The sequence below is a fragment of the Nocardia sp. NPDC057353 genome (assembly GCF_042667085.1).
Classification (GTDB): domain Bacteria; phylum Actinomycetota; class Actinomycetes; order Mycobacteriales; family Mycobacteriaceae; genus Nocardia.
This window is the reverse complement of record NZ_JBHVAK010000004.1, coordinates 141737-161396: the sequence shown is the minus strand read 5'-3', so window position 1 is coordinate 161396 and position 19660 is coordinate 141737. Positions and strand designations below refer to the sequence as shown.

Sequence of the window (19660 nt, the reverse complement as noted above, 5' to 3'; positions counted from 1 at the left end):
CCGACCGCGCGCCCGCGGTAGCGGGCAGAAGGAACGTTCCCATGCAGCAGCTCACTCCCCCGGCCACCCGGATCCCGGAGGGCGCCTTCGAGCTCTCCGCGGCGCAGCTCGGTATCTGGTTCGCGCAGCACATCGCGGGCTCGGTGCCGATCTCGATCGCCCAGTACGTCGAGCTGAGCGGTGCCGTCGACGCCACCCTGCTGGAGCGGGTGGCGCGGCAGGCCGGCCGCGAGTTCGGTACCGGGTACCTGCGGATCGGCGAGGCCGACGGGCGGCCGTACCAGCTGGTCGACACCGCGCTCGACGACAGCCTCGACCTGGTCGACCTGCGCGCCGAGCCGGACCCGGCGGCGGCCGCACAGGCCTGGATGCAGGCCGAGTACCGGGCCCCGCTGGACCCGGCCGCGGACCGGCTGGTGCGGGTGGCGATGCTGCGGGTCGGGGACGACCGCTGGTTCTGGTACTCCCGGATCCACCACCTGGTGCTGGACGGGATGGGCGCGCTGGCCATGGTGCAGCGCACCGGCGAGCTGTACAACGCGGCGGTGGACGGCGTCGAGCCGCCCGCCGCCAAGGCCGACGACCTGCGCGCCATCGTGGCCGCCGACCGCGCCTACCGGGAGTCCGGCCGGTTCGCGGCCGACCGCGAGTACTGGCTGGAGCACCTGGCCGGGATGGCCGACCCGGTGAACCTGGCGGGCCGGGTGGCGGCGGTGGACGGGCACCCGAACCGGGTCTCCGGCGCGCTGCCCGCCGCGACCGCGGAGCTGCTGGAGTCGGTGGCCGCCGCGGTGAACTCCGGGGTGGCGCCGACCGTGGTGGCCGCCTTCGGCGCCTACCTCGCGGCCATGACCGGCGCGCCCGAGGTGGTGCTGTCGCTCCCGGTCTCGGCGCGGACCACCGCCGCGCTGCGGCGCTCGGGCGGGATGATCGCCAATGTGGTGCCGCTGCGGTTGGCGGTGCGGCCGGGGACAACGGTCGGCGACGTCATCCGTGCCGCGCAGGGCGAGCTGACCGGCGCGCTGCGCCGCCAGCGCTACCGCCAGGAGGACATTTTCCGCGACCAGGGCCGCGCCATGGACGAGACCGCCTCCTTCGGGCCGTCGGTCAACCTGATGATGGTCGACACCAGGATCCGGCTCGGCGCCGTCACCGGGCGGCTGCACGTGCTGACCTCAGGGCTGATCGACGACCTGTTCGTCAACCTGTACCCGGGGGTCGGCGGCGAGAGCACGCACATCGACTTCCAGGGCAATGCCCGGCTCTACAGCGAGGCCGAGCTGGCCGCGCAGCACCGTCGCTTCCTGCACTTTCTGCACCGCTTCCTGGCCGCGGGGCCGGACGCCCCGCTGGCCGCGCTGACCGTGCTCACCGATGCCGAGCGCGCGGCGCTGGCCCCGGTGCGCGGCGCGCGGGGGCCCGCCGTCCGCACGCTGCCCGAGATCATCGACGCCGGGTTCGGCATCGACCGCGGCGCGGTGGCGCTCGTCGGGGGCGACACCGCGCTCACCCACGCCGAGCTGGACGCCGCCACCGCGCGGCTGGCACGCGAGCTGATCGCCCGCGGCGCCGGACCGGAAACCGCGGTGGCCGTGTCGATCCCGCGCTCCCCGGAGTCGGTGCTGGCGACGCTGGCGGTGGCGCGCACCGGCGCGGCCTTCGTCCCGGTCGACCCCACCTACCCGGCCGACCGGATCGAGCACATGCTCGCCGACAGCGCCGTGGTCGCGGGTGTGACCGCCGGCGCGGTGCGCGCGGCGCTGCCGGACCGGATCGACTGGCTGGTGCCGGACGACCCGGCCACCGCGGCGCGAATCGCCGCGCACGACGCGGGCCCGATCGCGGTCGCCGCGCACCCGGACCAGGCAGCGTACGTCATCTACACGTCGGGCTCGACCGGGCTGCCCAAGGGCGTGGTGGTGACGCACCGCGGCCTGGCCGGGCTGGTCGCGGGCTCCGGCGACGGCTTCGGGGTCGGCGCCGGTTCCGTGGTGGCGCACGCGGTCTCGCCGAGCTTCGACATCTCGGTGGAGGAGATCCTGGTGGCGCTGGCCCGCGGCGCGACGCTGGCCGTCGTTCCGCCCTCGGCCTACGCGGGCGAGGAGCTGGCCGCGGTGCTGCGCGCGCACCGGGTGACGCACCTGAACGTCACCCCGACCGTGGTCGGCTCGCTGGACCCGGAGACCCTGCCCGCGCTGCGCACCGTGGTGGTCGGCGGCGACGCCTGCCCGCCGGAGCTGGTCGCGCGCTGGGCGGGCCGGACCCTGCTGAACGGCTACGGCCCCACCGAGACCACGGTCACCGCGACGCTCAGCGCCCCGCTCGACCCGGACGCGCCGGTCACCATCGGCGCCCCGCAGCCGGGCGTGGCGGCGCTGGTGCTCGACCCGTGGCTGCGCCCGGTGCCGGTCGGCACCACCGGCGAGCTGTACCTGGCCGGGCCCGGCGTGGCCCGCGGCTACCACCGGCGCACCGGGCTCACCGCGGCCAGGTTCGTCGCCGACCCGCACACGCCCGGCGGGCGCATGTACCGCACCGGCGACCTGGTGCGCTGGACCGGCGGCGGCGAGCTGGAGTACCTGGGCCGCGGCGACTTCCAGGTGAAGGTGCGCGGCTTCCGGATCGAGCTGGGCGAGATCGACGCCGCGCTGCACCGCCACCCCGACGTCGAGTGGGCGCTCACCGTCGGCGCCGCGACCCCGTCCGGCGCCACCGCGCTGGTCTCCTACGTGCTGCCCCGCCCCGGCGCCGCCCCGCACCCGGAGGCGCTGAAGGCCGCCGCGGGCGAGACGCTGCCCGCCTACATGGTGCCGTCGGCGGTGCTGCTGCTGGACAGCGTCCCGCTGACCCCGCTCGGCAAGGTGGACCGGAGGGCGCTGCCCGCCCCCGATTTCGGGGCCCGCACCGGCACCGGCCGGGCGCCCGCCACCCCGCGCGAGGAGACCATCGCCGCGCTCTTCGCCGAGGTACTCGGGCTGGACGCGGTCGGGGTGGACGAGAGCTTCTTCGCGCTCGGCGGCGACAGCATCGTCTCCATCCAGCTGGTCTCCCGGGCCAAGGCGGCCGGGCTCGGCATCACCGCGCGCGACGTCTTCGAGCGCAAGACCGTCGCGGCGCTGGCCGCGGTCGCCACCGAGGTCGCCGCGGTGGCGGTGCGCGAACTGCCCGGCGGCGGGGTCGGCGCGGTCGAGCTCACCCCGATCGTGCGCGCCATGCTGGAGCAGGGTGAGAACTGGCGGCGCTTCGGGCAGGCGGTGCTCGTCGGGCTGCCCGCCGGGCTCGACCTCGCGCCCGCGCTGCAGCGGCTGCTCGACCACCACGACCTGCTGCGCTCGAGCCTGCGCCGCATCGGAGACGACGGCGTCGAGCACGGCGCCCGGAACGACGCCGACGGCTGGACTTGGCAGGTCGCCGCCCCCGGCACCGTCGACGCCGCCGCGCTGATCGACACCGTCCCCGGCGACGCCGACCTCGACGCCGCGCTGGACGCCGCCGCGGACCGGCTCGACCCCGCGGCCGGGGTCATGCTGCGCGTGGTGGTGCTCGACCGCGCCGAGCCGCTGGCCTGGCTGGTGCTGCACCACCTGGTCACCGACGGCGTCTCCTGGCGCATCCTGCTCCCCGACCTGGCCACCGCCGCCATGGGCGGCCCGCTCGCCCCGACCGGAACCTCCTTCCGGCGCTGGGCGCACGGCGAGCGCGAACACGCCGCGGGCCGCGCCGCCGAGCTGCCGCTCTGGCAGCGCATCGCCGCCACCGACGACCCGCCGCTCGGCACCGCCGCGCTCGACCCGGCCCGCGACGTCGTCGCCACCATGGCGCAGACCGGCACCGTGATCGCGCCGGAGATCGCCGACGCCGTGCTCGGCCCGGCCGCCGACCGCTTCCACTGCGGCGCCGACGACGTGCTGCTCGCCGCGCTGGCGCTGGCGGTCGCGCGCTGGCGCGACCGCCGGTCCACGCTGGTCACCCTGGAGGGCCACGGCCGCGCCGAGACCGTCCTGCCCGGCGCCGACCTGGCCCGCACCGTCGGCTGGTTCACCACCGTGCACCCGGTGGCGCTGGACCTGACCGGCATCGACCTCGCGGACGCCTTCGCGGGCGGCCCGGCCGCTGGCGCGGCGATCAAGGCCGTCAAGGAGCAGCTGCGCGCGGTGCCGGACAAGGGCATCGGCTACGGCATGCTGCGCTACCTGAACCCCGAGACCGCGGCCGCGCTCGCCGGGGCGCCGACCCCGCAGCTGAGCTTCAACTACCTGGGCCGGGCCGAGACCGACGAGAGCGGCCCCTGGCTGCCCCGCCGGTTCGCCGCCACCCAGGACGACCGGGCCCCGCTGGCCGCCGCGATCGACATCAACGCGGTGCGCACCGCGGCCGGGCTGGAGGTCACCTGGGCGTACGCCGCCCGGCTGCTGACCGCCGCCGAGATCGCCGAGCTGGCCGAGCTCTGGGACGCCGCGCTGCGCGCCATCGCCGCGCACGCCGGCGACCCGGCGGCGGGCGGCCGGACCCCGTCCGACTTCCCGCTGGTCACCACCGCCCAGCCGCAGATCGAGGAGTGGGAGCGCGGGTACCGGGGGCTCACCGACGTCTGGCCGCTCTCGCCGCTGCAGTACGGGCTGCTCTTCCACGCCGTCTACGACACCGACACCGCCGACGGCTACACCGTGCAGTCGCTGCTCACCCTGGCGGGCACGGTGGACGCGGCCCGGCTGCGCACCGCCGCGCAGGCGGTGATCGACCGGCACGAGAACCTGCGGGTGGCCTTCGTGGAGACCGCGGACGGGCCGCGGCAGCTGGTGCTCGGCCGCGCCGAGGTGGGCTGGCACGAGCTCGACCTGCGCCGGGTCGCCGACGCCGAGGAGCGGCGGCGCGAGCTGGACCGGATCGTCGCGGTCGACGCCCGCACCCGGTTCGAGCTGGACCGGCCGCCGCTGGTCCGGTTCACCCTGGTCCGGCTGCCCGCCGACACCTACCGGCTGATCATGACCAACCACCACCTGGTGCTGGACGGCTGGTCGACGCCGCTGCTGGTGCGCGAGCTGCTCACCCTGTACGTCACCGCGGGCGACGCCGCCGCGCTGCCCGCCCCGCACTCCTACCGCGAGTTCCTGGCCTGGCTGGCCGAGCGCGACGACGCCGCCTCGCTGGCCGCCTGGACCGCGTCGCTGGCCGGGATCGACACCCCGACCCGCGCGCTGCCCAGCCTGGCGGGGATCGACACCGCCGAGACCGGCGCGGTGACCGTCGAGCTGCCGCGCGCCACCGTCGCGCGCTGGGAGGCCGCGGCCCGCGGGGCGGGCGCCACGGTGAACACCCTGGTGCAGGCGGGGTGGGCGCTGCTGCTGGCGATGCTCACCGGCCGCACCGACGTGGTGTTCGGCGGCACCGTCTCCGGGCGGCCGCCGGAGCTGCCCGGCGTCGAGGAGCTGATCGGGCTCTTCATCAACACGCTGCCGGTGCGGGTGCGGCTGGACCCGGCCGAGACCGCGGCCGGGCTGCTGGCACGGGTGCAGGCCGAGCAGGCCGCGCTGCTCGACCACCAGCACGTCGGGCTGGCCGCCATCCACGAAGCGGTCGGGCTGGCCGAGCTCTTCGACACCCTCACCGTCTTCGAGTCCTACCCGATCGACCGCGCCGCGCTCTCCCAGGCGCTGGACGTGGCCGGGATGCGGGTGCTGGACGTGGAGGGCACCGACGCCACCCCGTACCCGCTGAACCTCATGATCGTTCCGCAGCGCGGCGACGACGGCGACACCTGGCAGGTGACGCTGAAGTACCTGACCGGGCACCTCGCCCCGGACGCCGCGCGGCCGCTGCTCGACCGGTTCGTCCGGCTCACCGACCAGCTCGCCACCCACCCGGACACCCCGGTCGCGCACATCCGCACCTGCGACGACGCCGAACTCGGCGCGCTCACCCCGGTGCGCGGGCTGCCGCCGGTGCCGCCGCGCACGCTGCCCGAGCTGCTCACCGCCGGCGCGGCCGTCGACCCCGCCGCGGTCGCGGTGCGCTCCGGCGACCTCGCCATGACCTACGCCGAGCTGGACGCCTGGTCCAACCGGTTCGCCCGGATGCTGCTGCGCCGCGGGATCGGCCGCGAGGTCTTCGTGATCCTGGCGCTGACCCGCTCGCTGGAGTCGGTGGTGGCGGTCTGGGCGCTGGCCAAGACCGGCGCCGCCTTCGCGCCGCTGGACCCGAACCACCCGGTGGAGCGGATCGAGCACATGCTCGCCGACTCCCGCGCGCCGATCGGGGTCACCGTGACCGCGACCGGCGAGACGCTGCCGAGCAGCATCGACTGGCTGCTGCTCGACGACCTGAACACCATCCGCCGGGTGCTGACCGTCTCCGACGCGCCGATCACCGACGCCGAGCGCGGCGGCCCGATCGACCTGGAGCAGACGGCGTACCTGATCTACACCTCCGGCTCCACCGGCAAGCCGAAGGCGGTGCTGCTCAGCCACCGCGGCATCGCGAATCTGGTGACCGCGCAGCAGGAGACGCTCGGCGTCGACCCCACCGCGAGCATGCTGCAGGTCGCCTCGCCCAGCTTCGACGCCTCGGTCGCCGAGCTGCTCACCGCGCACACCGCGGGCGGCCGGCTCGTGGTCGCCCCGCCGGAGGTGTACGGCGGCGACGCCCTGGTCGAGCTGCTGCGCACCGAGTCGGTGACGCACGCCGTGATCACCCCCTCCGCGCTGGCCACCATGGAACCGGCCGGGCTGACCGAGCTGCGGCTGCTCGGCGTCGCAGGCGAGGCCGCGACCCCCGAGCTGGTCGAGCGCTGGTCGCCGGGGCGGCGCATGGTGAACCTGTACGGCCCCACTGAGTTCAGCATCTGGGCCACCGGTCCGGCGGAGCTGACCCCGGGCACGGGCATCACCATCGGCGGGCCGATTCGCGGCGCCGCCACCGTGGTCCTGGACGGCTGGCTGCGCCCAGTGCCGGTCGGCGTCCCCGGCGAGCTGTACCTGTCCGGGCCCGCGCTGGCCCGCGGCTACTTCAACCGGTTCGCCATGACGGCGGGGCGCTTCGTCGCCGACCCGTACGGGGCGCCGGGCAGCCGCATGTACCGCACCGGCGACCTGGTGCGCTGGGTGCCGGAGGGGAGCGGTCTGGCCCTGGAGTACCTGGGCCGCAGCGATTTCCAGGTGAAGATCCGCGGGCTGCGGATCGAGCTGGGCGAGATCGACGCCGTGCTGTCGAAGGACGAGCAGGTGGAGTACGCCGTCACCATCGGAAGGGCGGGCCCGGCCGGGGCGCCCGTGCTGGTCTCCTACGTGCTGCCCGCCGCCGATACCGCGCTCGACGTCGAGCTGCTGCGCGAGCGGGTGGCGGCGGTGCTGCCCGGGTACATGGTGCCCTCGCACGTGGTGGTGCTCGACACCATCCCGCTCACCCCCGTCGGCAAGCTGGACCGGGCGGCGCTGCCGACCCCGGACTTCGCGGGCGCCGCCCGCCCGTACCTGGCGCCGCGCACCCCGGTCGAGGAGGCGGTGGCCGCGGTCTTCGCCGAGGTGCTCGGCGCCGAGCGGGTCAGCGCGGACCAGTCCTTCTTCGAGCTCGGCGGGAACTCGCTGAGCGCCACCAAGGTGGTGGCGCGGGTGAACGCCGCGCTGGGGTCGCGGATCGCGCTGCGCGACCTCTTCGACGCGCCCACCGTCGCGCAGCTGGCGGCGCGGGTGGTGCCCGCGGGGGCGGGCGGGACCGCGCTCGCGGCCGGGGTGCGGCCGGACCGGATCCCGCTCTCCCCCGCGCAGCAGCGCATGTGGGTGCTGAACCGGATGGACCCGGACTCGCCCGGCTACAACATCGCGGTGGCGCTGCGGCTCACCGGCGCGCTGGACACCGCCGCGCTGCGCGCCGCCTTCGGCGACCTGGTGGCCAGGCACGAGAGCCTGCGCACCGTCTACCCGGCCGACTCCGAGGGGGCGCGCCAGGTGGTGCTGCCCGCCGCCGACGCCGTGCCGGAGGTCCCGGTGCTGGCGGTGGCGCCCGCCGCGCTGCGCGCCGCCGTCACCGCCGCGGCGGGCACCGGCTTCGACCTGACCGAGCAGACCCCGCTGCGCGCCACCGTCTTCCGGCTCGGCCGGGAGACGCACGTGGTGCTCCTGGTGGTGCACCACATCAGCGCCGACGGCGCCTCGATGGCGCCGCTCGCCACCGACCTGGTGACCGCCTACGCCCGGCGGACCGCCGGGCTCGCCACCGAGCCGGAGCCGCTGCCGGTGCAGTACGCGGACTTCGCGCTCTGGCACCGCGAGCTGCTCGGCGCCGAAGCCGACCCGGACTCGCTCGCCGCGCGGCAGCTCCGCTTCTGGACCGAGGCGCTGGCGGGCGCGCCGGACGTGCTCGAGCTGCCCACCGACCGCCCCCGCCCCGCGGTGCAGTCGCTGCACAGCGCCGACCTGGACTTCACCGTCGACCCGGTGCTGCACCGCGCGCTGCGCGAGCTGGCGGGGGCGAACGGGGCGAGCCTGTTCATGGTGGCGCACGCCGCGCTCGCGGTGCTCGCCGCGCGGCTGAGCGGCACCGGCGACGTGGTCGTCGGCACCCCGGTGGCCGGGCGCGGCGACCGGGCGCTGGACGACCTGGTCGGCATGTTCGTGAACACCCTCGCCCTGCGCACCCCGGTCGACCCGACCGCGACCTTCGCCGAGTTGCTGGCGACGGTGCGCGCGATCGACCTGGAGTCCTTCGCGCACACCGACGTGCCGTTCGAGCGGCTGGTGCAGGTGCTCGACCCGGCCCGCTCGACCGCGCACCACCCGCTCTTCCAGGTCTCGCTGAGCCTGCAGAACTACGCCGAGCCGGTGCTGGAGCTGCCCGGGCTGCGGGTCGAGGTGCAGGACTTCGACCGTAGCGCCTCGCAGTTCGACCTGACCTTCGATCTGCGCGAGCACGCGGACGGGCTGAGCGGGGTGCTCACCTACGCCACCGACCTCTTCGACGCCGCCACCGCGCGCGGCATCGCGGAGCGCTGGCAGCGCGTCCTCGCCGCGGTGGCCGCCGCGCCGGAGACCCGGCTGAGCGACATCGACCTGCTGACCGAGGCCGAGCGCGCCGCGCTGGTGCCGGTCACCGGCCCCGAAACCGTCGGCACCGCAACGCTGCCGGAGATCCTGACGAGCACCGCAGCGCGCGTCCCCGACCGCCCGGCGGTGGTCGCCGACGGCACCACCCTGACCTACCGTGAGCTGGCCGAGCGCGGCACCCGGCTGGCCCGGCTGCTGCGCGGCGCCGACACCGGCGCGGTGGTCGCGCTCGGGCTGCCGCGCGGCGCCGACCTCCTCACCGGCGTCTGGGCGGCGGCGCTGGCGGGCGCCGCCTTCCTCCCGGTGGACCCGAAGCACCCGGCCGAGCGGATCGCGCACATGCTCACCGACTCCGGCGCCCGCACCGGCATCACCACCGCCGAGTACCGGGACCTGCTGCCGGACACCGTCGACTGGCTGGTGCTGGACGACCCGGCCACGCTCGACCGCGTGGCGGCGGCGCTGCCCGCCGTGCACCCGGACGTCACCGCCTGGCTGATCTACACCTCCGGCTCCACCGGCACCCCGAAGGGCGTCGCGGTCGCGCACCGCGGCATCGCCGACCTGGTCGCCGCGCAGCGGGAGCTGCTGGCGCTGGACGAGACCGCGCGGGTGCTGCAGGTGGCCTCGCCGAGCTTCGACGCCTCGATCTTCGAGGCGCTCATGGCCTTCGGGCACGGCGGCGCCGCGATCGTCGCGCCGCCCGCGGTCTTCGGCGGCGAGCCGCTGGCCGCGCTGATCGCCGCCGAGGCCGTGAGCCACCTGGTGATCACGCCGTCCGCGCTGGCCACCATCGACCCGGCGGCCGTGCCCGGCGTGCGGCTGCTCGCGGTGGCGGGCGAGGCGGTCGGCCCGGAGCTGGTGGCCCGCTGGGCGACCGGGCGATCCCTGGTGAACCTGTACGGCCCGACCGAGAGCACCATCTGGGCCACCGCCTCCGAGCCGCTGGCGGCGGGCGCGCCGGTCACCATCGGCGCCCCGATCCGCGGCGCGGCGGTGCTGGTGCTGGACGACCGGCTGCGGCCGGTGCCGGTCGGCGTCGCCGGGGAGCTGTACCTGGCCGGGGCCGGGTTGGCCCGCGGTTACCACGGCCGTCCCGAGCTGACCGCGGCGCGGTTCGTGGCGAACCCGGTCGGCGGCGGCAGGCTGTACCGCACCGGGGACCTGGTGCGCTGGGTGCGCTCCGGCGGCGCGCTGCGGCTGGAGTATCTCGGCCGCACCGACTTCCAGGTGAAGGTGCGCGGCCAGCGCATCGAGCTCGGCGAGATCGACGCGGTGCTGAGCCGGGCCGACGGGGTCGGGCAGGCGGTCACGCTCGGCGTCGCCGGGCCGGGCGGCGGCACCGCGCTCGCCGCCTACCTGGTGCGCGCGCCCGGCGCCGCGGTCGACGTGGACCGGGTGCGCGCGGCGGCGGCCGCGGTGCTGCCCGGCTACATGGTCCCCGCCGCCTTCGTGGTGCTGGACGCGCTGCCGCTGACCCCGGTCGGCAAGCTGGACCGGGCCGCGCTGCCCGCCCCGGAGTTCGCCGCCGAGCGGGCGGGCTACCGGGCCCCGGAGACGCCGACCGAGCGGGTCCTGGCCGCGGTCTGCGCCGAGCTGCTCGGCGTGGACCGGGTCGGCGCCGACGATTCCTTCTTCGCGCTGGGCGGCGACAGCATCCTCGCCATCCAGCTGGTCTCCCGGGCCAAGCAGCACGGCGTGCTCTGCACCCCGCTGCAGGTCTTCGAGCACCGGACGGTGGCGGCGCTGGCCGCGGCCGCCGACGCGAGCGGCCCCGCGGTGACGCTGGACGAGCTGCCCGGCGGCGGGGTCGGCGAGTTCCCGCTGCCGCCGATCGGGCACTACATGCTGGAGCGCGGCGGCGATCACCGCCGCTTCGCGCAGACCGCGGTGCTGGAGCTGCCGCCGGGCATCGACGAGCCGGGCATCGTCGCCACCCTGACCGCGGTGCTGGACCGGCACGACATGCTGCGTGCCCGGCTGGTCACGCACGGCGAGCCGCGGGTGCTGGTCGCCGAGCCGGGTTCGGTGGACGCGGCCGCGCTGCTGCACCGGGTGCGGCACACCGCCACCGACCCGGTGGAGCTGCGCGAGCACGCGGCGAGCGAGCTGGACGCGGCGCTGGACCGCCTCGACCCGGCGACCGGCACCGTGCTGCAGTTCGTCTGGCTCGACCCGGCGGAGGGCGCGGGCAGGCTCATCGTCGTCGCGCACCACCTGGTGATCGACGGCGTCTCCTGGCGCATCCTGATCCCGGACCTGATCGCGGCGTGGGCGCAGGTCTCGGCGGGCGCCACCCCGGTGCTCGCCGAGACCGGGACCTCCATGCGCCGCTGGGCCACCGCGCTCGCCGAGGCCGCGCACAGCGACGCCCGCGTGGCCGAGCTCGAGCACTGGCGCGCGGTCGCCGCCACCCCGGACCCGCTGCTCGGCGACCGGGCGCTCGACCCCGCCGTCGACACCACCGGCACGCTCCGGCTGCTCGACCGCGAGGCCGCCCCCGAGGTCACCGCGGCGCTGCTCACCGCGCTGCCCGGCATCTTCGGCGGCGGCGTCGAGGACGCGCTGCTCGCCACCCTGGCGCTGGCCCTGCTGCGGCTGCGCGGCGACGGCGACCCGGTGCTGCTCCGGCTGGAGGGGCACGGCAGGCAGGAGGAGATCGTGCCCGGCGCCGACCTCTCCCGCACGCTCGGCTGGTTCACCAGCGTCTACCCGGCCCGGCTCGACCTCACCGGCATCGACCCGGCCGAGGCGCTGACCGGCGGGTACGCCATGGGCGCCGCCATCAGGGCCGCGCACCGGCAACTACGCGCCATCCCCGACAAGGGGATCGGCTTCGGGCTGCTGCGCTACCTGAACCAGGAGACGGCGGCGCGGCTACCCGATCGGCTGCCCGGCCAGGTCAGCGTGAACTATCTGGGCCGCTACGCCACCGGTGACATCCCGGCCGGGCTGGACGGCCTCGGCTGGCTGCCCACCGACGACCTCGGCGAGCTGCACCCGACCGAGCACGCGGACGTGCCGCTGCAGTCGGTGCTCGACATCAACGCCCTCGTGGTCAGGGACCGGCTGCAGATCACCGTCGGCTACCCGGGCGAGCTGCTGGACGAGGCGTTCGCGGGCAGGCTCGCCGACGAGTGGCTGGCCATGCTCGCCGCGGCCGCCGCCTTCGCCGGATCGGAGGCGGCGCTGGAGTTCGCCGAGACCCCCGTTCCCGACGCCGGATCCGGGCTCGGCCTGGACGTGGTGCTGCCGATCCGGGCCGAGGGCACCGCGCCCGCGCTGTTCTGCGTGCACCCCTCCTCCGGCATGGCCTGGACCTACCTGGGCCTGGCCGAGCTGCTCGAGCCGGGCCGCCCGATCTACGGGCTGCAGGCGCCGGACCTGAGCGGGCGGGAGCCGTCGGTGCGCAGCATCGACGAGTTCGCCGAGCGCTACATCCGGGAGATCAGGGCGCTGCAGCCGGAGGGGCCGTACCACCTGCTCGGCTGGTCCTACGGCGGGTTGATCGCGCACGCCATCGCCGCTCGCCTGGAGCGGGCGGGCGTCGAGGTCGGGGTGGTCGCGCTGCTCGATGCCGACACCGCCGATCTGGACGGCGACAGCTTCGAGCCGCTCACCCCCGGCGCCTTCGTGAACGCCTTCGGCTCGGTCTTCGGCATCGAGGACGTCCCCGCCGACGCCACCGCGGCGCAGGCGGCGGCGCTCATCGAGGAGCGACTCGGGGCCGCGCTGATCGACGCCGCGACCCTGGAGCGGATGGCGGCCTCGCACAACGCCACCGCGCACACCAGGACCGGCTACCGGCGCCCGGTCTTCCACGGCGACCTGGTCTACGTCTCGGCCACCGTGGACAGCTCGGAGATCTTCGGCGCGGAGAACTGGCGGCCCTACGTCACCGGCGCCATCACCAACCACGACGTGGCCGTCAGCCACGACGAACTCACCGCACCGCACGCGCTCCCGATCGTCGCGCGCGTGCTCGACCAGCACCTGGGAGGCCAGCGATGACCCACGGCGTCGTCGTCACCGGAATCGAGAAGTCCTTCGGTTCCGTGCAAGCACTGCGCGGCATCGACTTCCGCGCCGACCCCGGCGAGGTGCTCGGCATCCTCGGGCCGAACGGCGCGGGCAAGACCACCACCGTCAACATCCTCTCCACGCTGATCGAGCCGGACCGCGGCCGCGCGCTGGTGGCCGGGCACGACGTGGTCGCCGACCCGGCCTCGGTGCGCCGCTCGATCATGCTCACCGGCCAGTACGCCGCGCTCGACGACATGCTCAGCGGGCACCAGAACCTGGTGATGTTCGGCAGGCTGATGGGGCTGCGCAAGCGCGAGGCGCGGCTGCGCGCGGACGAGCTGATCGGCGAGTTCGACCTGGAGCGCGCCGCGGGACGCCCGGTCGGCACCTACTCCGGCGGCATGCGCAGGCGCATCGACATCGCCTGCGGGCTGGTGGTGCGCCCGGAGGTGGTCTTCCTCGACGAGCCGACCACCGGGCTGGACCCGCGCAGCAGGCAGGGGGTGTGGGACCTGGTCGCGGGCTTCAAGAAGGCCGGGATCACCACGCTGCTCACCACCCAGTACCTGGAGGAGGCGGACGCGCTCAGCGACCGCATCATCGTGATCGACCAGGGCCGGGTGATCGCCGAGGGCACCGCCGACCAGCTCAAGTCGCGCACCGGCGGCAGCTACTGCGAGATCGTCCCGCTCAGCACCGCCGACCTGCCCGCGGTCGCCCGCGCGCTCGGCTCGCTGCTGCCCGACGACCGGTACCCGGCCCCGGACGCCGACCGGATCGCCATCCCGGCCCCGGACGGCGCCAAGACGCTCGCCGAGGCGCTGCGCAGGCTGGATGGCGCCGGGGTCGAGCTGGTCGACATCGCGCTCCGCCGCCCCTCGCTCGACGACGTCTTCCTACAGCTCACCGGCCACCTCGCCACCTCCATCGAGGTGACGCCATGACCGCGTGGCTGGCCGACGGCACCGCCGTGCCGCGGGTGGCGCAGCAGTGGTGGGTGCTCACCACCCGGCTGGTGGCCCCGGCGCTGCGCTCCGGCGAGGTGGTCAACTCGGTGCTGGCGCCGGTGACCTTCACCGCGAGCTTCTACATTCCGCTGAAGACCATCATGACCTTCGCGGGCACCGGTTTCAGCAGCTACGCGCAGTACCTGATGCCGCTGGTGATCCTGCAGGCGTCCGCCTTCACCGCGGTGTCGGCGGCTTTCCGGGCCGCCTCCGACGCCGTCTCCGGGCTGAACCGGCGCTGGGGCTCGATGCCGGTCGGCCCGCTGGTGCCCGCCGCGGCCCGGCTCGCGGGCAATGTCTTCCGGCTGGTGGTCGCGCTGCTCACCGCGATCGCCTGCGGGCACGTGATCGGCTTCCGCTTCTACGCTGGCCCGGCCCACACCGCGGGCTTCCTGCTCTTCTCGCTGCTCATCGGCGTCGCGCTCTGCCTGGGCGCGGATGTCATCGGCACCGCCTCGCGCAGCCCGGAGGCGACCGCGCAGGCGCTGGTGCTTCCGCCGCTCATCTTCGGCATGCTCTCCACCGGGCTGGCCCCCGCGGAGCAGTTCCCGGAGTGGGTGCAGCCCTTCGTGCGCAACCAGCCGGTCTCGCAGTGGGCGGCCGCGCTGCGCGCGCTGGCGGGCGACTCGCTGCCGAACGCGGGCACCGTCACCTGGTCGCTGCTGGCGCCGCCGCTGGCCTGGGCGCTCGGCATCGTCGCGCTCTGCATTCCGCTGTCCGTCCGGCTGAGCCGCAGGAGGGCCTGATGATTCCCACCGCAAGCCGTGCGACCGTCGCCGAGTCCTCGCTGCTCGCCTTCGGTTCGCACACCCTGATCCAGACCCGGCGGCTGCTGGTGCGCTGGGTCCGCAATCCGGTCACGCTGCTGGAGACGCTGATCGTCCCGTGCCTGCTGCTGGTCATGCTCGACACCGTGATCGGCGGGCAGATCCGGCGCTTCACCGGGAGCGAGGCGCTCTTCGGCTCGGTGCCGCTGGTCGCGGTGGTCGGCGCGCTCTCCGGCGCGGTGGCGGGCGGCATCCTGCTCGGCCGGGAGCGGGACGCCGGGCTGCTCGCCCGGTTCTGGGTGCTTCCGGTGCACCGCGGCTCCGGGCTCGCCTCCCGGATCCTGGCCGAGGGCTGCCGCATCCTGCTCGGCACCGTCGCCATCGTCGCGGTCGGGTACCTGCTCGGCTTCCGGTTCCAGCAGGGGGTGCTGCCGTCGCTGGCCTTCTTCGGCATTCCGGTGCTCTTCGGGCTGGCCTTCGCCACCCTGGTCACCGCGGTGGCGGTCTTCACCGCGAAATCCACGCTGGTGGAGGGGATCACCATCGTCACCTCGCTGATGATGTTCTTCAGCACCGGTTTCGTCCCGCTCGCCGCCTACCCGCAGTGGATCCAGCCGGTGGTGCAGAACCAGCCGCTCTCCGCCGCCGTCGACACCATGCGCGCGCTCGCCGCGGGCGGCGCGCTGGCCCGCCCGCTCACCCTGACCCTGGCCTGGTCGCTCGGCGCCATCGTGGTCTTCGCGGTGCCCGCGGCGATCGGGTACCGGCGGGCGAGCAGGCGGTGATCGGCCGCAGGCCGAGCCAGGGGCGGGGCAGCCGACGCGGAGCGCCGCTTCCCGGGCAGCCGGGCCGCGGCGGAACGGCTACGGCAGCCTGCACCCGGTGTGCGCGGTGATCGTCAGCGATCGGTAGTCGGCGTACACCGAGATGCCGGGGTCACTCGCTCGGGCGCCCTCGAAGGTGACGTGGTGATTCGGCGGAGTCCCGGTGCCGGGGCGCATGTCGGCGGCGCCGATGGCGGCGGCGAGCTCGCGGGCGGTCTGCTGGAGCTCGGACCAGCGATCGGCGGGCAGCGTGCCTGCGGCGACCCGGCGCGCGAGGCCGACGTTCACGCCGCCGGTCGGGCCGTAGACGCCGGTGCAGCCGCCCTGGACGCGCGGGCGCTCCGGATCGGAGCGCCATTCCAGGCCGGGCGCGAGCGCCGTCGCCGCGGCGGCGATCCGCTCGACGGCGTCGAGCAGGGCCCGCTCCGACTCGGCGGCGCGCGGGAGCGCCGCGACCTCGGCGGCGGCCGCGTCGTACTCGGCCCGGCTCGGCGGGTCCGCGGGGTAGCCGAGCAGGGTGGCGCAGCCGCTCAGCGTGCAGGCCGCCGCGAGCAGGGCGGTGATGCGGATCGACATGGTTCCTCCCCCGATCGTCACCGGGGACTTCGCCGATCCGGGGCGCGGCGTTTCGCTCAGCCGACCGGGCCGGGCCTGGGCTCGATCCGGCCCGCGGCGCCGACGCCGAGCGAGCGACCGTGCCGGACGCCGGAGTCCGGGTCGGCGACGTCGAGCAGGTAGAACCAGTCCATCTGCGCCTGCCCGGCGTCCAGGTGCAGCACGCCGTAGCCGTGCGCGGCCAGGTCCAGGTAGCGCAGGTGCCGGTTGATGTCGCGCACCGCGTGCTCGGCGGCGGTGACGGCGCCGCGCGCCGCGGGCCCGGCGATGTCGCCCGGGCTCCCCGAGGTCACCGACGGGACGACGAACTCCGCGCCCACGACCGGCCCCGCCGGGTAGGCCGCGGCGTCCAGGGGGAGGTCGGCGGCCCAGGAGCTGTGGATGTCCCCGGTGAGGAAGAGGACCCCGTCGACCCCGCCGCCGTGCACCGCGCGGAAGAGCCGGTTCCGGTCGGCGGTGTAGCCGTCCCACTGGTCGGCGTTGAGCGGGAGGCCGCCCGCCGGGATCCCGAGCGTCCCGGCCAGCCCCGCCGTCACCGCGGGATCGAGCGGCGGGAAGAGCAGCGGGGCGATCATGACCGGGTTGCCGACCAGCTTCCACCGGACCGGCGCCGACTCCAGCCCGCCGATCAGCCAGTCCAGCTGGTCCCGGCCGGTGATGCTGCGCTCGGGGGCATCGATCTCCGGTCCAGGACGCACCTGCCGGTCGCGGTAGCTGCGCAGGTCGAGCAGGGAGAGCTCGGCCAGCGCGCCGAAGCGCAGCCGCCGGTAGAGCCTGCCGTCGGCGGTGTCGCGGACCGGCATCCACTCCCGGTAGGCCCGCGTCGCCGCGGCCCGGCGGGCCGCCCACCCGCCCTCGGTGGCCGGGTCGTGGTTCTCCGCCCCGCCGGACCAGGCGTTGTTGGCGGTCTCGTGGTCGTCCCAGGTGGCGATGAACGGCACCGACGCGTGCAGCAGCGCCAGATCGGGGTCGGTCTTGTACTGCGCGTGCCGGAGCCGGTAGTCGGCGAGCGTGGTGATCTCGTGCGCGGGGTCGTGCGCGCGCACCGCGCCCGCCTCGCCGCGCTCGTACTCGTACAGGTAGTCGCCCAGGTGCAGCACGGCATCCAGGTCGCCGCGGGCCGCCAGGTGCCGGTAGGCGCCGAAGTACCCGGCCTCCCAGTTCGAGCAGGAGACGACGCCGAAGCGCAGCCGCTCCGGGGTGTCGGCCGCGGCCGGTGCGGTCCTGGTGCGGCCGGTCGGCGAGGTGGCGCCGAGCGCGGTGAACCGGTACTCGTAGTCGGTGCCCGGCGCGAGGCCCGCGGCGTCGACCTTGACGGTGTGGTCGGAATCCGCTGTGGCCACCGCGGTTCCGGCGGCGACGGCGGTGCCGTCGCGAACCACCTCCCAGCGCACGGTGACATCGCCGCCGCGGCCGGAGCCGGGGGTGGCGTCCGGCGCGGGCGTCACCCGGGTCCAGAGGATCACGCCGGTCGGCAGCGGATCGCCGGAGGCGACGCCGTGCCCGAACACCGCGGGCTGCGCGACGGCACGCCCCGTTCCCGCCACGACGGCCGCCGCCGCGACCGCACCGCCCTTCATCACGGTCCGACGGCCGACCCGCGGCGCTTCGCTCGGTGCTCCCACGTTTCGCCATCCTGGACGGTCCCGACCGGAAACACCACCCCGGCCCGGCGGAATTCACCCGGGCTTCAACCGCACAATGCGGCATGCCGTCGAGATGTCCCCGCGCGCCCGTGCGCCTCGGCGCTCGCATCTCGGCCGCTCCCGCCCAGCGACCGATCGCGGCACCCGGCCGGTAGCGGCACCCGGCCGATCGCGGCGCACCGCACCCCCGCGTCTGCTACCTTCCGAACATTCGCCGGGGCGGAGCGCCGCCCCCTGCCGCGGGAGTCCGTCATGTCGTTCCTGAACAAGCTGCTGAGTTCCGGCCACACCGTCACCCGGCTGATGGACCTGGTGGACAAGGCGCCGCAGTGGCGCTCGCAGCTCATGACGAAGAAGAACGAATTCACCAGCGGCGCGTTCCGGGACGCGGTGATGGGGATGTGCGCGCTGGTCGCCGCCGCCGACGGCACCGTCACCGCCGAGGAGCGGGCGCAGGTCGCCGGGCTGATCACCGCCGACCCGGTGCTGGACAACTTCCCCGCCGACCAGCTGCGCACCCTGTTCGACGGCAACTGCGACCGCCTGGTCCATGACCCCGCCTTCGGCCGCGCGCACGTCATGCAGCAGATCACCAAGGTGGCGAACAAGCCGGAGCAGGCGCGGGCGGTGGTGCAGATCGGCATCATGATCGCGAACGCCGACGGCACGCTCTCCCCCGCCGAGGTGCACGCCGTGCGCGACGCCTGCGCCGCCCTCGGCATCCCGCCCATGCTGGAGCTGCCGCGCTGACGGCAGCGCCCGCTCGAAGCCTCCGCAAACCGTCGGCACCCGCGTAGCGAATCTCCGGTATGGCACGCTCGGAGCAGTCCGCGCCCGGTGCCGTGCGTCCCGACGATCGACGGAGGAACCCATGAACGCCCGACGAACCGCCCGCTTCCGGAGCCGCGCCGCGGGCACCGCGATCGCCGCCGCCCTCGCGCTCGGCATCGCCGCCGCCCCCGCGCAGGCCGCCCCCACCCCGACCGTGGTGCTGGTGCACGGCGCCTTCGCCGACTCCTCCGGCTGGTCCGACGTCGCCGACCGGCTCGCGGCGGACGGCATCGCGGTGCGCACCTTCGACACCCCGCTGCGCGGGATCGCCAACGACGCCGCCCGGCTGACCGAGTTCCTGGCCGGGATCGACGGCCCGATCGTGCTGGTCGGCCACTCCTACGGCGGCGCCGTCATCACCAATACGCACGACCCGGACGTCACGGCCAACGTCTTCGTCGCCGCCTACGCCCCGGAGCGGAACCAGCTGCTGGCCGAGCTGGTGAACCCGCTCGCGCACCCGGGCAGCCTGCTGCTTCCGCCCGCGCTGCTGGTGAAGCCGGTCGCCGACCCGGCGGGGCCCGCCGGGGTGAACCTGGACGCCTTCGTCACCGAGCCGTTCTTCCGCGAGGTCTTCTGCCAGGACGTCGCGCCCGCGAAGGCGGCCGAAATGTACCGCAACCAGCGCACCCTCGCCGCGACGGCGAATCTGGAGCGCACCGGCGACCCCTCATGGGCGGACACCCCGAGCTGGTACCTGGTCTCCACCGAGGACCGGGTCATCCCGCCCGCGCTGCAGCGGGAGACCGCGCAGCGGGTGGCGCCGGGCCGCACCGCCGAGGTCGCCGCCTCGCACGCCTCCTACGTCTCGCAGCCGGACGCGGTCGCGGGCATCGTCGCCGAGGCGGCGCGCGCCGCGGGCTGACCCGCGGAACCAGCCCTTGACTGTGCCGCTGCGGCACGGCCGAG

8 protein-coding genes are annotated in these 19660 nt (G+C 75.5%); 6 read left to right on the top strand and 2 right to left on the bottom strand.

Annotated features, from left to right (window positions below; translation table 11 throughout):
* Positions 1-41: 41 nt before the first annotated feature.
* The 4 genes from ACFUUZ_RS03695 to ACFUUZ_RS03680 are packed head-to-tail and all read left to right on the top strand — an operon-like array spanning position 42 to position 15620.
* A complete protein-coding gene (locus tag ACFUUZ_RS03695) occupies positions 42-13049 on the top strand; it encodes an amino acid adenylation domain-containing protein (RefSeq protein WP_378692190.1) in 13008 nt (4335 codons plus the stop codon).
* A complete protein-coding gene (locus ACFUUZ_RS03690) occupies positions 13046-14005 on the top strand; it encodes an ATP-binding cassette domain-containing protein (protein ID WP_378692188.1) in 960 nt (319 codons plus the stop codon). The genes ACFUUZ_RS03695 and ACFUUZ_RS03690 overlap by 4 nt, the downstream gene beginning before the upstream one ends.
* Positions 14002-14814 (top strand): ABC transporter permease, encoded by an 813-nt coding sequence (locus ACFUUZ_RS03685; RefSeq protein WP_378692186.1) that lies wholly within the window; start codon positions 14002-14004, stop codon positions 14812-14814. The genes ACFUUZ_RS03690 and ACFUUZ_RS03685 overlap by 4 nt, the downstream gene beginning before the upstream one ends.
* Complete coding sequence (locus ACFUUZ_RS03680) at positions 14814-15620, top strand: ABC transporter permease (protein ID WP_378692184.1); 807 nt, start codon at positions 14814-14816, stop codon at positions 15618-15620. Before ACFUUZ_RS03685 ends, ACFUUZ_RS03680 begins: the two co-directional genes overlap by 1 nt.
* A 78-nt stretch (positions 15621-15698) precedes the next feature.
* On the opposite strand, the gene ACFUUZ_RS03675 is transcribed toward ACFUUZ_RS03680, so the two are convergent.
* Positions 15699-16235 (bottom strand): LppA family lipoprotein, encoded by a 537-nt coding sequence (locus ACFUUZ_RS03675; RefSeq protein WP_378692182.1) that lies wholly within the window; start codon positions 16233-16235, stop codon positions 15699-15701.
* A gap of 56 nt (positions 16236-16291) precedes the next feature.
* On the bottom strand, positions 16292-17854 hold the full coding sequence (locus ACFUUZ_RS03670; protein ID WP_378692265.1) for an alkaline phosphatase D family protein: 1563 nt from the start codon (positions 17852-17854) through the stop codon (positions 16292-16294).
* 318 nt (positions 17855-18172) lie between these two features.
* Between ACFUUZ_RS03670 and ACFUUZ_RS03665 the strand changes: the two genes are divergently transcribed.
* Together ACFUUZ_RS03665 and ACFUUZ_RS03660 are read left to right on the top strand one after the other, a co-directional pair.
* Complete coding sequence (locus ACFUUZ_RS03665; protein WP_378692180.1) at positions 18173-18670, top strand: tellurite resistance TerB family protein; 498 nt, start codon at positions 18173-18175, stop codon at positions 18668-18670.
* Positions 18671-18791: 121 nt separating this feature from the next.
* Positions 18792-19616 (top strand): alpha/beta fold hydrolase, encoded by an 825-nt coding sequence (locus ACFUUZ_RS03660; protein ID WP_378692178.1) that lies wholly within the window; start codon positions 18792-18794, stop codon positions 19614-19616.
* Positions 19617-19660: the final 44 nt, after the last annotated feature.

Excerpts from the sequence above, each read along its gene's own strand:
- ACFUUZ_RS03675 (WP_378692182.1), bottom strand. The coding sequence starts at position 16,235 with ATGTCGATCCGCATCACCGCCCTGCTCGCGGCGGCCTGCACGCTGAGC.
- ACFUUZ_RS03665 (WP_378692180.1), top strand. The coding sequence starts at position 18,173 with ATGTCGTTCCTGAACAAGCTGCTGAGTTCCGGCCACACCGTCACCCGG.
- ACFUUZ_RS03690 (WP_378692188.1), top strand. The coding sequence starts at position 13,046 with ATGACCCACGGCGTCGTCGTCACCGGAATCGAGAAGTCCTTCGGTTCC.
- ACFUUZ_RS03680 (WP_378692184.1), top strand. The coding sequence starts at position 14,814 with ATGATTCCCACCGCAAGCCGTGCGACCGTCGCCGAGTCCTCGCTGCTC.
- ACFUUZ_RS03695 (WP_378692190.1), top strand. The coding sequence starts at position 42 with ATGCAGCAGCTCACTCCCCCGGCCACCCGGATCCCGGAGGGCGCCTTC.
- ACFUUZ_RS03660 (WP_378692178.1), top strand. The coding sequence starts at position 18,792 with ATGAACGCCCGACGAACCGCCCGCTTCCGGAGCCGCGCCGCGGGCACC.
- ACFUUZ_RS03685 (WP_378692186.1), top strand. The coding sequence starts at position 14,002 with ATGACCGCGTGGCTGGCCGACGGCACCGCCGTGCCGCGGGTGGCGCAG.
- ACFUUZ_RS03670 (WP_378692265.1), bottom strand. The coding sequence starts at position 17,854 with ATGAAGGGCGGTGCGGTCGCGGCGGCGGCCGTCGTGGCGGGAACGGGG.